General features: G+C 61.6%; 9 protein-coding genes. 5 read left to right on the top strand and 4 right to left on the bottom strand.

Translation table 11 applies throughout. From position 1 onward, the window contains the following. Window positions 1-58 precede the first annotated feature (58 nt). Window positions 59-1,189, bottom strand: a complete 1,131-nt coding sequence (locus C491_RS08015; protein WP_005555106.1) for an ORC1-type DNA replication protein — start codon at window positions 1,187-1,189, stop codon at window positions 59-61. Between the two features lie 423 nt (window positions 1,190-1,612). Between C491_RS08015 and C491_RS08010 the strand changes: the two genes are divergently transcribed. Continuing rightward, complete coding sequence (locus C491_RS08010) at window positions 1,613-2,314, top strand: hypothetical protein (RefSeq protein WP_005555104.1); 702 nt, start codon at window positions 1,613-1,615, stop codon at window positions 2,312-2,314. A 723-nt stretch (window positions 2,315-3,037) separates the two neighbouring features. Here the strand turns inward: C491_RS08010 and glmS are convergent. Both glmS and C491_RS08000 read right to left on the bottom strand, forming a co-directional pair. After that, entirely contained in the window at window positions 3,038-4,843 is a 1,806-nt protein-coding gene (gene glmS, locus C491_RS08005) for a glutamine--fructose-6-phosphate transaminase (isomerizing) (protein ID WP_005555102.1), read from the bottom strand. 541 nt (window positions 4,844-5,384) lie between these two features. Then, window positions 5,385-6,035, bottom strand: a complete 651-nt coding sequence (locus tag C491_RS08000) for a helix-turn-helix transcriptional regulator (protein WP_005555100.1) — start codon at window positions 6,033-6,035, stop codon at window positions 5,385-5,387. Between the two features lie 341 nt (window positions 6,036-6,376). Between C491_RS08000 and C491_RS07995 the strand changes: the two genes are divergently transcribed. The 4 genes from C491_RS07995 to C491_RS07980 all read left to right on the top strand — a co-directional run bounded on the left by C491_RS07995 (window position 6,377) and on the right by C491_RS07980 (window position 11,941). Next, the gene (locus C491_RS07995; protein WP_005555098.1) at window positions 6,377-7,750 is read left to right on the top strand and encodes a nucleotide sugar dehydrogenase; all 1,374 of its coding nucleotides are present in this window, start codon (window positions 6,377-6,379) and stop codon (window positions 7,748-7,750) included. A gap of 146 nt (window positions 7,751-7,896) precedes the next feature. After that, window positions 7,897-8,964 carry a DUF354 domain-containing protein gene (locus C491_RS07990; RefSeq protein WP_005555097.1) on the top strand — a complete coding sequence of 356 codons (1,068 nt, stop codon included), beginning with the start codon at window positions 7,897-7,899 and terminating at the stop codon, window positions 8,962-8,964. Between the two features lie 6 nt (window positions 8,965-8,970). Then, a complete protein-coding gene (locus tag C491_RS07985) occupies window positions 8,971-9,960 on the top strand; it encodes a glycosyltransferase family 4 protein (protein WP_005555095.1) in 990 nt (329 codons plus the stop codon). Continuing rightward, window positions 9,950-11,941, top strand: coding sequence for a hypothetical protein (locus tag C491_RS07980; protein ID WP_049891605.1), 1,992 nt, complete (start codon window positions 9,950-9,952; stop codon window positions 11,939-11,941). The genes C491_RS07985 and C491_RS07980 overlap by 11 nt, the downstream gene beginning before the upstream one ends. Before the next feature lie 1,371 nt (window positions 11,942-13,312). Here C491_RS07980 and C491_RS07975 read toward each other — a convergent pair. Next, window positions 13,313-14,305 (bottom strand): DUF1616 domain-containing protein, encoded by a 993-nt coding sequence (locus C491_RS07975; protein ID WP_005555092.1) that lies wholly within the window; start codon window positions 14,303-14,305, stop codon window positions 13,313-13,315. Window positions 14,306-14,359 lie beyond the last annotated feature (54 nt).

Here is a 14,359-nt window from a genome sequence, read left to right as displayed (position 1 = left end):
CCATCGTCCGACAGCTCGAGGACAGTTCGGGTAACACCCCATCCGTCCGGGTTACAGCTCACTCGAGTCGATCGAGGACGGCCTCCTTGTCGTAGGACAGCGACAACGAACGCGATCGGCCTCGGCCCTCGATGTCGGCGTAGTCGGCGTCGATCAGCCCGAGCTGGTCGAGCTTGTTGACAATTTCGGAGTACCTCGTGTACCCCAGTGCCGTCTCCTCGTGGAAGGTCTCGTACACCTCTCCAGCCTGTCCGCCGTCGTTGGTGGCGATGACCTCGAGCAGCGCCCGCTCAGTGTCCGATAGTCCCGAGAGGCTCCGGGAGAGGTTGATGTACTTCGACTTCTCGTAGGCCGCGTCGACGTCTTCCATCTCGACGGTTCGGCTCCCACGCATCTCGGCGTTGAGTCCCGCGCGGCGCAGGAGGTCGATTCCGACTCGGAGGTCGCCGCTCTCGGCCGTCCGGTCGGCGACGCGCTCGACGGTGTTTCGCGAGATAACGCCGTCGCGAAACCCCTTTCGGACCCGTTCGTCGAGGATGTCGACGATTTCGGGCTGGTCGTACACTGGGAAGTAGACCTCCTCGGGCCGGAACACGCTTTGTACCCGCGAGTCGAGCTCGTCGATGACCTCGAGGGTCGGATCGGAGGAGACGACGATGACACCGATCTTCGCACCGGGGTACTCCTCGTGGGCACGGAGCAGCGAGTACAGCGTGTCCGAGGCCTCGTTCTCGTAGAAGAGATAGTTGACGTCGTCGAGTGCGACGACCAACACACGGTCGTCCTCGACGAGTTTATCGGCAATCTGGCCGAACAGCTTCTTGAACGAGATCCCCGACGACGGCGGTTCGTAGTCGAAGGTGCCCTCGAACAGCCGCGAGAACACCGAGTACCGCGTCGAGTTGACCTGGCAGTTGACGCGAATCGTCCGCACGTCGCTGGTCTGTGTCCCGACCTCGTCGAACAGCTTCTGGACCGCCGTGGTCTTTCCCGTTCCGGGCGGTCCCCGAACCATAACGTTCAGCGGGCGGGATCCGCGCACCGCCGGCCGCAGCGCGTACGTGAGGTTCTGCGTCTGCGTGTCGCGGTGTTTGAACGTCTCGGGTACGTAGTCGATCTCGAAGACGTGTTCGTCTCTGAACACGGATTCGTCCCACGACAACATCCCCTCCTCGGGGTCGTCAGCCATTACTTTCACCACGCTGTCGTAGTTACTTAGTTGTTTGCGAGGCAGGCTCCGTGTCCGGAACGCCCCCCCCCCCCGCGAACGCGTGTATTCGACCGCCTACTCCCCCGCCCGCGTTTTCGGTGCTGACACGGAGGGAGGAAACCCCGAGGTCCGTTTAACGGCCGTATAATGAAACGTCGTACACCGCAAGTAGCCTCCAATGGGACCAGCTATCTCGTCGTGGCACACACGAGATCAGGCCGAGCGCCGGCAGGGCCTTCCTCTCGAGGCGGACGGCTACGACGCGAAGCGAGCGGCGTCGACCGTCCGGATTGGTCGGTCGAGCCACGCCGGTCGCGATCAACGGCGTTATGAGACACCAGTTCGTCGGTCACGAGGAACGTGTCGGAAGAGAAAACGCACCGCACAGCGCACACCGGTAGTATGAGTCACTCGAGTCCACAGCAGAACACGCGCTCGGTCTCGACCGGTGCCCAGCTCCTCCTGATCGTTGCCGGAATCGGGTTTCTCGTCGCCGGAATCGCACTCGCCGCAAGCGGATCGGGGATCGACGATGCGATTACCGGAGTAGACGACGAGGAAATCGAGGGGGAAACCGAACCGGACGAGCCGAGCGACGAGGACGAAAGCGACGAGACTGACACCGAAGACGAGGGCGGTGACGACGTAGACGAGAGTGATGACGACGCCGGGGAAGGTGATGCGGACGACGCTCCGGCTGACGACGGTGCCGACGATGCCGGAGACGATGATGCGGCCGACGCCGATGATGCCGACGACACCCCGGCTGACGATGCCGGAGCTGACGATGATGCGGCCGACGATGCCGGTGACGACGACGCTGACGACGTCCCGGCTGACGACACCGGTACGGACGACGTTGACGACGATGCGCCGTTCGATGACGACGTATTCGGTGACGACGACGCTGACGATGCCGACGACGACGCGGCCGACGATGCCGACGATGACGCGGCCGACGATGCCGATGATGCCGACGACGATGATGCCGATGACACCGACGACGACGATGATGATGACGACGACGATGATGATGATGACGACGACGATGATGATGACGACGACGACGATGATGACGATGACGACGGGAACTGGTTCGAATAACGCGGTAGCGTAGCGCGCTTCCTTTTCGCAGTCGAACGAAGAGTGAGTTGACCCGAGCGTTCAGTTCTGCGTCTCGCTCGAGACGGGTGCCGTTTCTGAACGCACCTGCCACGCGGCCGAACACACCTCGGGGAGATCGTAGTGGATACGATCCGGAATCAAGGCCGAACTCGAGTGGGCGACTCGACGATCGATCGTAGTCTTCGCGGCGCTCGAACGGGAACGAACGATCCACTGCCGGTTGTCGCGCTGGAGAAATCTCCGAGAACACTCGCCGAAACGGTTGTCGCAGCCCTCCCGAGAGAGCCGGCCGCGAGAGCACGGCCCGTCTCCGGAACGGGGGACTACTGCCGTGGGGCTGGCATCGGTCCTTCGCGGGCCGGTAGCGCCCCCACGCGTCGAAGCGGGATTGTCTCGAACGCGGCGCTCGTACAGAACGTTGCAAAGAGAGTAGTATCGCTCCGGATGCTCTCGAGTCGCCGGTGGAAGTCCCGCAGTCGAAAACGTCCAGTGGCAGCCATCGGCGAATCGGACTGGGCACCGCTCCGAAGCAGGTCGAGTCGAATCGATCCGACGGCTCACGAGGACGAGGCGACGATGCGCTCGACTCGTTGCCGAACCGCGGCTTAGAACTCGGGAGCCACTATCAGGGTCGGAAGACTGCGACGGAGGAAAATAGAAGCGTATATCGAGGGATTGCGGGAGGATCGATCGGAACGGGTCCTACTCGACCGTGACGCTCTTTGCCAGGTTACGTGGCTTGTCGATCGGTCGGCCGAGCAGATCCGCAGCATAGTACGAGACCAACTGCAGTTGGACGTTCGCGAGCAGCCCGGCCCAGACGGGATGCGTGTCCGGAACCGAGAGATGGGCCTCGGCCGCGTCGACGACGGGGTGGTCGTCCGGCGAGGCGGCGACGATCGACGCGCCTCGGGTCTGTGCCTCGATCGCGTTCGTCTTCGTCTTGCCGTCGTCGCCGCCGGTGCAGACCGCAAAGACCGGGGTCCGTTCCGTGACGAGCGCCAGGGGACCGTGTTTGAGCTGGCCGGAGGCGAACCCTTCGGCGTGCTCGTACGTGATCTCCTTGAACTTCAGAGCCCCCTCGAGCGCAACGGGGTGTCCGAGCCCGTTGCCGATGAAGAAGAAGGCGTCACTGTCGATGTACTGCTTCGCCAGTCGTTCGGCGTCGGTGGTCTCGAGGATCTCCTCGACCTGCGACGGGAGGTCCTCGAGGCTCTCGAGCATGACGTCGACGTCGTCGACCTGATCGGCGTGGGGGATGTCGGCCGCGATACGCTGGCTGACCAGCGCAAGCGAGACCGCCTGCGAGGAGAACGTCTTCGTCGCGGCGACCCCAACCTCGGGGCCGGCGCGGATGTACATCGCGTCGTCGGTCTCGCGGGCGATCGTCGAACCGACGACGTTCGTAACCGCCAGCGTTCGTGCACCGCGGTCAGCCGCTTTGCGGATCGCCTGCAGCGTGTCGGCGGTTTCACCACTTTGCGTAACTGCGATAGTCAGGGTGTTCTCGTCGACGGGACCCGAGGCGGAGTCGTACTCGCTCGCACGGATCACTTCCGCGCGGATATCCGACGCCTTCAGCAGCTGGGCACCGTACAGCGCAGCGTGGTACGAGGTCCCGCAGGCGACGAACTGGACCTCTTCGACGTTCGTAAAGGTGCCGGCGGGCAGCGACTCGATGTCGACCTCGCCGTCCTCGACGCGACCCTCGATCGTGTTCGCGAGCGAGGTCGGCTGGCCGTGGATCTCCTTTTTCATGTAGTGGTCGTACTCACCCTTACCGGCGTCTTCTGGGTCCCAGTCGACGGTGTCGGTCTCGCGGTGAACCGGCTCACCCTCGAGATCGGTGATCTCGTAGGACTCGGGCTCGAGAACGACGACGTCGCCGTCCTCGAGGTAGATGACCTCGTCGGTGTAATCGAGGAAGGCTGGAACGTCGCTGGCGAGGAACCAGTCGTCGGTTCCGAGGCCGAGTACCAGGGGGGATCCCTTTCGCGCCGCGTAGACGCGGTCTTCGTCCTCGACGATCGCCGCGATCGCGTAGCTTCCCTCGAGTGTCTCGACTGCCTTGCGCACCGCGGCCTCGGTCGGCAGCTCCTGTCGGTACTCGTTGATCAGGTGCGGGATGACCTCGGTGTCCGTATCGCTCTGGAAGACGTGTCCCTTCTCTGCCAGTTCCGTCCGAAGCTCCGCGTAGTTGTCGATGACGCCGTTGTGAACGACGGCGACGTCACCGGCGGAGTCGGTGTGGGGGTGTGCGTTTTCTTCGGTCGGCGGACCGTGAGTACTCCAGCGGGTGTGTCCGATGCCGACGTTACCGGTCGGCAGGTAGTTCAGCTTCGATTTGAGGTCCGAAACCTCGCCGGACGTCTTGTGCACCTTCACACCCGAACCGTTCTGGACCGCGATCCCCGCAGAGTCGTAGCCGCGGTACTCGAGGTTTTCGAGTCCCGTCAGCAACGTGTCGGCCGCGTCGTCGGATCCAATTCGTGCAATGATACCACACATTAGCCGAGTACCTCCGGGACGGCTCCGGCAACCGAGGAGGGGCCACAAACAGAGCGGGCCGGGTCGGTCGAACGTCGGTTCGGTACGCCGCTACGGCGTGCAGTTCTGTAACGTGTCATAGATCTAATCCTCCCGGGTCTTCTGTCCCTGCACATCGACCCGGCGTTACCCGATACGTTGCCGACATAGCCCATTACTATGGATCGGATAACCACTAACGGCCGTCCCGTTTCACCATTTCTCCGCGTCTCATCAGTAATATTATCTTATCGTGCAGTGAGAGCGCACGATAGACCACGTTCGGCAGTTCGGAGAACGGTAACTAACTAACCACAATGAGACGAACCGGAGTCTCGATCGAACGGCTGCACTTTGTTGCAGAGACACGACGCATCCTTATTCGACCACTAAGCGTGCCAGCATGGCCGGTTCGCAAACACGTCTAGAATCGGTTAGTAGGGAGGACAGCGGCCAAAACGAGGTTCGTCTGCATATTTACTGAAACGCGAGAGAAGATACCCAGCGACGTCGGCTCCGTCGGCTACTGCGGAGACTTTGTAACCGTTACCGACGGGTCGTCGGTCTCCGGTGAGCCCCCAGGTCCGTGGTCGGCGAGAACGATCGCGTTCTCGCGACCGACCGAGACCTTGCCGATTTCCCCTCGATCGTGCATCTCCGAGAGCAGCCGGCTGACCTTGGACTTCGACCAGCCGGTTTCCTCGACGATCCGATACTGGTACGTCCTGCCGTCGTTCTCGACGAGTATCCGGATGATCTGTCCCCTGTCGCTCAGAAGTTCGTCGGGTGTGTCCGGTGAAATGTACGTCTCGTACGTGTGGGTCGGCTCTTCCTCTGTCGGTTCGTCGTCCCGTTCGTCGTCGTCGGAAGACACCAACGCCGCAGGGTCGATCGTAACATCGCGGTTCGAGAGCGCCTCGAGGAGGCGGGCTCCGATGAGTACGCCGATGATCACCACTGCAGCGCCGACAAGTGCGAGTTCCCAGATTGGCGTCCCGCCCAGAAACTGGACGGGTTGAGAGACACTGATGCTGGCAGCGAGAGACGCCGCTGCTGACCGGACTGTTGCGCCGTCGGGCGACGAGAGGAACGCGGCTACGTGTACCTCGCCGACGGTAACCAGTACGTCGCTAGAGACGGATTCGGATACGGTATCGATCGTTCTGGGCTCCATGGTTGCTAGACTCGGGTATGACCGACCGTGAGAGAACATATTCACATCGGTCGTATTAGCACACAATATGACATCCAACTTCATTATGCGGTCAAACAGATTTGCTTAACAGCGAAATAAGATGACAGGGTCTGAGAAGCGAAACCAAGGGTGAGTGAGGGTCAAGAGGGAGCTAGACTGTTGACGAATCCGAACGACGTGTGACGGGGCAGTTTATCGGCTCTATAGTAAACCGATGAGATTGTCTGTGTTCGAGTGAAGCGTGTCAGCCGTCTCGAGGGCGTCTGGCACACAGACTCCGACGCGCGTCGTCGGCGGCGTCGGGCACGTAACACACCACCATGACCCCACCACTCAGCGACACCGAGAGACGAACTGACGGACCAGAGAGCGATCGGCCGGACGGACTCACCCAGTCGGCAGAGGGAAGCCTTCGAGATGCGACCGTCTGTGTCGTCGGGCTCGGCTACGTCGGGCTCCCGCTCGCGGTCGGGTTCGCACAGGCAGACTACCACGTCGTCGGTTTCGACGTCGACGACTCGAAGGTCCAGACGCTACAGAACGGGGTCGATACGACCGGGGATCTCTCGGACGAAGCAATCCTCGACGGTGACATCAGCTATACGACCGACTCGGCCGCGGTACGCGACGCCGACTACGTGCTCGTTACGGTCCCGACGCCCGTCGAGGGCGAACGACCGAATCTCGCGTTCATCGAAAGCGCCGCCGAGACCGTCGGCACGCACCTGACACGTGGAACGACGGTAATCCTCGAGTCGACGGTGTATCCGGGGGTCACGCGCGAGGAGTTCGCGCCGGCCATCGAGGACGCATCCGGACTCGAGGCCGGCGAGGACTTCTACCTCGCGTACTCGCCCGAGCGAGCGACCCCCGGCGACGGCGAGCACTCGCTCGACAGCGTCGTCAAGGTCGTCGGTGGACAGGACGATACCGTCCTCGAGGACGTCGCGACGCTGTACGAGTCCGTCGTCGACGCGGGCGTCCACCGGGCGCCGTCGATCGAAGTCGCGGAAGCGTGCAAGGTCATCGAAAACGTCCAGCGCGACGTCAACATCGCGCTGATGAACGAGCTCTCGATGGCGCTCGAAGAGATGGGGATCGACACGCACGACGTGCTCGAGGCCGCGGGAACGAAGTGGAACTTCCACGACTACCAGCCCGGACTGGTCGGCGGCCACTGTATTCCGGTCGACCCGTACTTCTTCGCTCATCGGGCGAAACAGGCCGGTGCCGATCCGGAACTGATTCTCACGAGCCGGAGCGTCAACGAGTCGATGCCGGATCACATCTCCGATCTCACGATCAAGGCGCTCAACGACGGACACAAGACCCTCTGTGAGAGTCGGATACTCGTGCTCGGACTATCGTACAAGCCGGATGTGGGCGACATTCGGAGTTCGAAGATCACGAACGTGATCGATCGGCTCCAGCAGTTCGACGTCGACGTCGTCGGCTACGATCCCCACGCGGACGACGACGCCGTCGAACGGTCGTTCGGAATCGACGTGCAGGACTCGCTCTCGTTTGCGGGCTTCGACGGCGTTCTCATGGCGACTCCGCACGCGGAGTTCGACGAACTCGATCTCGGAACGATGGCGACGGCGCTCAACGATTCCCCTGCACTGGTCGATATTCCAGGGGCGTTCGACGCCGACGATGCAACCGACCAGGGCTTCAGCTACAGGAGAATATAATGTATCGCGGTCATACGATCCGAGGCGGGACGCGACCGAGGAAGTTACCGGCGTCGGCGTTCGCACTCGATACGAAGGTCACGGCCCTCTCGACAGCGACGGGCGTCGACACTACGAGAGCCGATAGGGGCAGGGTGAGTCGATAGATGCGCGTCATCGTAACGATCCAGCACCCGGCCCACGTCCACTTTTTCAAACACGCTATCGCGGAACTCGAGGCGGATGGGAACGACGTCTACGTCTTCGCGCGGGAGAACGAAGTCGTCAGGGATCTACTCGAGTCCTACGACATCGACCACGAGATTCTGGCCGGCGAGTCCGACTCCCTGTTCTCGCTCGCGAGGGTACAGGCGACCTACGAGGCGCGACTGCTGGCCCGAGCGCGGAAGATCAAGCCTGACGTTATTACGGCCATCGGTGGCCCCGCCGCGACTCACGTCGCAAAGCTTGTCGGCGCGAAAAGCGTCGTCTTCTACGACACCGAACACGCGACGCTCATCAAGATGCTCGCGTACCCGTTCGCCGACATCATCTGTACACCGGAGTGTTACGACGGCGACATCGGGTCGAAGAAGGTCGAGTACCCCGGCTACCACGAACTCGCCTACCTTCACCCCGATCGGTTCGAACCCGATCCGACGGTCCTCGAGGAAGCCGGACTGGAGCCGGACGACACGTTCGTCGTGATGCGGTTGAGTAGTTGGGACTCCTCGCACGATATGGGGCAGGGTGGGTTCAACGATCCGATAGAAGCCGTCGAACGGCTCGAGGACGCCGGGGCGACCGTGCTGATCACCTCGGAGGTTCCCCTTCCCGACGAGCTCGAGGCCAACCGGATGACGACGTCGCCGGATCAGATACACGACCTGCTCGCGTACGCGGACTGTTTCATCGGCGAGGGTGCAACGACGGCCGCCGAGGCTGCGATACTTGGAACGCCTGCGGTCTACGTGAACTCCCTCTCGCTGGGATACATGCAGGAGCTCGAGGACGAGTACGGACTCGTGTTCAACTTCAACGACGAGGGTCGTCACGCCCGCTCCCTCGAGAAGGCGGTGTCGATCATCGAAAACCGCGACGAGGAGACCTGGCGGCGCCGACGGGACCGGTTGCTCGCCGACCGCGTCGACGTCACCGACGTCATCGTCCGGGAACTCGAGACCGTCCTGACGACCGACTCGGACCGATCGACGGTCGCCGCCAACGCCGACTGACACGACATGCACGTACTCCACCTCATCACCACCACGCGTTCGTTCTTCGAACAGCAGATCTCGGTCCTTGAAAACCGGGGGATCGACTGTACCGTCGTCGGCGTTCCGGGCGATTACACCGCCGAATCGCCTCGAACACCGATCGACTACCTTCGGTTTCATCCGAAGGTGCTCTCCCACATCTGGGCGGACGACTACGACATCGTTCACGGACACTACGGTCTCGTCGCACCGTTTGCACTCGCCCAGCCGAGGCGTCCGGTGGTGCTGAGTCTCTGGGGTACCGACCTGATGAGCGACATGGGCTGGCTCGAGACGATCAGCCGGTACGGCGCCCGGTTTGCCGACGCGACGATCGTTCCGAGCCCGGCGATGTCACGCGAACTCGACGTCGACCACGTCGAGATTCCGTTCGGCATCGATACGGAACTGTTCAGACCGATCCCACGCGAGGACGCTCGCGAACGCGTCGGCTGGGACGAAGACGAGCGAATCGCGTTGTTCCCGTACGACCCGGATCGAAGCGAGAAGGACTATCCGCGGGCCGAGCGCATCGCCGACCGTGCCGACGCGGATCTCGAGGTGCGAACGATCGACGGCGTTCCCTACGGGGAGATGCCGTACTACATGAACGCGAGCGACCTGCTGCTCGTGACCTCGGAGCGGGAGGCCGGGCCGATGGCTGTCAAGGAGGCCGCCGCCTGTAACATCCCTGTCGTCTCGACCGACGTCGGTTTCGTCGACGAGACGATCGGCGGCCTCGAGAACTGCGTCGTCAGCGACGACGACCGCGAGCTCGCGGCGGGACTCGAATCAGTTCTCGCCGGCTCCGGACGCTCGAACGGTCGTGAGGCCATCGACGGACTGAGTCTCGAGTCGATGGGCGATCGCCTCGTCGAGTGTTATCGAGCGGTCCTCGAGGACCGGGGACGCGATGCGACGGAGTTATCCCTCGAACGAACTGACGATAGGGAGGAAACGTATCATGGCATCTAAAATGTCGCTGTCGAACGTGCGACCCTTGCGACTCGACACGACAGCGGCGATCGCCGGATTGATCGCCGCGCTGTTGCTGTTCCCGCTGCGGTTTTTCGCGTCCCAAATCTACATCAACACGATCCCGATCGTCGTCGGCCTCGGCTGTGCGCTGTATCTCCTCGCGGTCCACCAGAACGAAAACGAGCGGACGCTGCCGACACTATCAACGCCGGCTGCGATGGCGCTTCCGAGTATCGTCACTGTCGGAATGGCAGTGATGATCCTCGTGACGGTTTTGCAGGGCACCCGGACACCGCTGTTTTTCGCCATCTCGAGCGTTGTCGGGACGTTACTGTTCGGACAGATACTGTTCACGAGCGACCGTGACTTCCATCGCGGAATCCTTCTGTTTCAGCTCGTGTTGTTCGCGTTCGTCTTCCGGTTTACCGCGCTGTACACGACGCCAGGATACATCGGGATCGACGTCTGGACGCACATGACGGAGCTCACCCAGGCAGTCTACCTGGAACAGTCGCTCGGAGCGATCTCCTATGACAAGCACTTCGGATCGCCGTTCTTCCACCTGTACGTCATCGCATCGACGCTCGTTTACGACGTCTCGTTGCGAATGGGGCTGTACCTCTCGATGGGGATTGCCATGCCGCTTTCGATTCTCGTCGTTTACGCCGCAGCCAACCTTCTGGTTCCGGCGCGGTGGGCGACCCTTGCGACCGCGATGTTCTCGGTTGCCAGCTACACCGTTATGTGGGGAGTTCATCTCATCCCGACCAGCATGGGACTCGTCTTTTTCCTCGCGATCGTGTACGCCCTGATCCGCGTGATGCGTATCGAGTACACGAGCCGCGACTTCGCGTTTCTCGTTTTCCTCTCGGTCGCGGTTATCTTGACACACCAGATATCGACGTTCATCGTACTGGTTCTTCTCGGCGCCGCGTTCCTGGCTCAGGTCCTCTTTATGACCGGCCCGCTGGGACTGACCAGACTCGATACGAGCGTCTTCCGGACCAAGAAACCGGTCAACCTGATCGGGCTCCTCGTGTTCAACTTCGGTCTCGCGATTTTCGTCTGGTCTCTGACGCCGTACCGCGACGACTCGTTCCTGGGAACGGTCCTCGGCTGGTTCGGTGAAACGCTCGAGGAAAGCGCCGGATTCCTCGAACTCGCATCGCCGGGCGCAACGGGTGACGAAGATGCAGCAGTTCCCGACACGGGGACGACGGTGCTCGATCAGATCGTCCCCTACGTCAACGAACTCGGCTTTCTCATGCTGTTCGGTCTGATGCTCGTGGGAAGTCTCTACGTCGTCCATCGCCGACGCGCCGAGCAATCGGTGTTCACGCTGGTGCTCGGAAGCGGAATCATGCTCGTGTTCGTGCTCGGGCTACCGATGTTCGGAATCGAGAACTTCGTTCCGACGCGATGGTTTGCCTTCCTCTATGCGTTGATGGCGATTATCGGCGCGATCGGACTGCGGACGCTCAGCCGGAACCTCTCGCCCGCACCGGTCGTTGCTCTCCTCCTGGTAATCGTCCTGCTGTACCCGGCTGGGATGATGCTCGCCGCCGAAAGCAACCCGGACAGCCCGGTGTTCTCCGACCAGCACGAGCGGCTGGCCTACGATCAGTCCGAGCTCGCGGCGGTAGACACGATCGGCGATATGACCGGCTCGCCTGCGGGATCCGAGATCACTCCGGATCAACAGCTTCACACCGATCATCCCTACCAGACAGTGTTCGAGCGAACCGGGGCCTATCCGTCGACCACGTCGATAATCCTCCCTGAGGATGGCTACGCGGAACACGACTACGTCGTCTACCGAACGACCCAGTCGGAGGACGCGACGTACTTCAGTAGCGCCGAGGACGGACCGGGCTACTCCGATAACCCGACCGAGGAGCGCATCTGCCGGACGACACAGTCGTCCGTGTACGACAACGGCGACGTGCGCTTCTGTACCCCGTCGCCGGCACAGGAGTAGTCTAACCGTTTCGTAACCGCATCGGACATCGGTATCGTCGGAGGTCCCGTCGGTCAGCCGAGAGAAGGTTTTTGAGATCATCGACGGCGGCAGTTGAAATTCTTCGAAGAGGCTCGAGCGAGATGCCTACTACAGCCGGCGCCATGGAGCGATTCTTGCAGCTTCGTAGCGAGAGACGATCGGTGGTTCTTCCATAATCGGCGACGAAGAGTCTCCCTTCCCCGACGGGGTTGTAGCCTCGATATCGCCCCCATCGTCCGTTGGATGGACTGCCTCAGCTCCGGCTCGAGGAGGCGACGCTTCGCGGAGAGTAGAACGCCGCTCACGGAGTCGCGACCAGTTACCTCATGCGAGGCCGGGCCGGTTGCTGCTCGAAGAAAGATCGCAGCAAGGATCGGGTGGGTCGGGTGAAGTCAGCGCCGAGTTCGATGCCAATCGAGTGAGTAGCCGTCGTTCGAGCGGTCGAGTTCGAAGGCTTCGAGTTAGTCCGCTTTCCGCTCGTGCTCTTTCGGTCGTCGGAGAAGGAAGAATTCGGTCCGCTGTCGTACGGAGGGTGCGGAACGAACGAGCACTCGAGTACGACGACAGTCACGGGTCTATATTGGCGTCGAGATCAATCTGCGAGGGTAGGATCGGCTGGCGAATCGCAAACGGCGGTGAACAGAGGCGTAGCGCCGTAGTATCGAGAGAACGGAGTCCGACTCCGATATCGCGATGGTAACAGTCGTAACCGATACCGAAAGGCTGCACGAACGCCAGGCTATCGATTCACTCACGGTTTCGTCGGTATCGGATGCCAACTCACCGTACCGATAGAGCGAGCGAACGGCAAGATTCGGCCACTACAGTCACCTCACGACGACAGAACCGTTCCGCATAGTCTGGGCGACCCCCTCCTCGCGGCAAACAGTGGGCTTTCTCACAGCACTGCACGGAGGATAGTTGCTGGTTTGTATCCGGTCGGCATGAGAGAGCGACTGGCGGAGCCACACCGCCGGTACTCCTGTCCTCGAACAGGGACGCGAAGCGATCTTGCTGGCCGAGACACCACAGCGACTCGAGGGTGTGTCTCGAACGTTCCGATTTCAAGAGACCCGATACTGTGGATTCGGGTAGTGTAACCGCTTCGGCGTACTCGTGTTACGAACCGGTACTCGTCTGAGAGCCGTATCGCTACCGAACACAACTCGTGTAGATGGTATCGGAGCCCCCCGCAAACGGGAGAGAACGTCGATCCCCAAAGCAGTCGGCTACGCCCGACGATGGCAGAATGTTCTCCTCGAAGAAAGAGAGGCCATAATAGCGGACTCGAGAACGCGAGTGCGAAGCGAGCAACAGGGCAGTTTGCTAGCGGATCGGCGGTTCCGAGCGTTATGAAACAGTCACCGGGAGCTTGATCGTTCGATAGGCGCTCTCCTCGTCCGGATCGTCCGGCGCCTCGCCCTCGTAGAGGTACAAGACCAGACGGACGTCGTCACCGGTCATCGTCGGTTCGAACTCGAGGGATTGCTCGTGAGTTTCGCCGTGGTCAACGGTTGCAGAGTCAGTCGTGAGAACGTCCTGGTCCTCGACGGAGACACTATCGTTGTCGTAGCTCACGTCCTGTAACGCGACTGCCGTCTCGTACGATCGCTCCTCGTGTTCCTCGTTTGCGATGTAGGCGGTCACCGACTCCGTCTCGCCCGCAGAGAGCGACTCGTCGTAGAGGTACTCGGTGTCACCGTCGACTTCCTCCGTCTCGAGGTAGAACTCGGTGTAGCTGTCGTGGTCGGGTGGGCTTGCGACGGCGAATCCGGCGACGGCCGCCAGGACGAGCAACGCGGCGAGAAACATCACGTTGTACGGCCTGGTACTCGGATCCGATCGGCTGAACGAGTCGCCGGCGTTCGAGAACAGGAGTGGAGCGCCCGATAGCGAGGGAGTGTATCGGCGGTTCGGAGGACACCGATACCGCTGAACGATCCCCACCAGCGCGAACGCGATCGTCACGAGTGCCGTTCCGGCGAGCACCGGGAGAATCGTGATCCCCCACGGCGTTACGGTCGCAGCGAGCGCGACTGCCGGAACGATCGCGATACTGGCGACGACCGAGAGAACGAACCGTTCGATCGGTTGGAGTCCGCCGTTGTTCAGCTCGGCTCGGTTCGGCTCTCGAGTCTCGTCGTCGAACGATCGGTATCCTGCCTCCGACGCGTCCGGATATAGGATAGAGATGAAAGCGTAGCCGGGAAGAAACAGCAACAGCGGAATCCCCAACAGAACTCGAACCGCCCCCGAGATCGGCGTGAATAGACCGAACGTGACGAACCCGGTTACTGCGATGACAAGTGTGAGATCGAAGAACCACCAATCGGAGTCGCTCATTACAGGTCCTGTGGTTCTCGAGCGTTTAGTTATCGGTCATATAAGCGACGGCTG

Origin of the sequence: Natronococcus amylolyticus DSM 10524 (assembly GCF_000337675.1) — an archaeon.
GTDB lineage: Archaea > Halobacteriota > Halobacteria > Halobacteriales > Natrialbaceae > Natronococcus > Natronococcus amylolyticus.
Note: the sequence above shows the minus strand (reverse complement) of the source record. Positions and strands in the feature narration are given on the sequence as shown.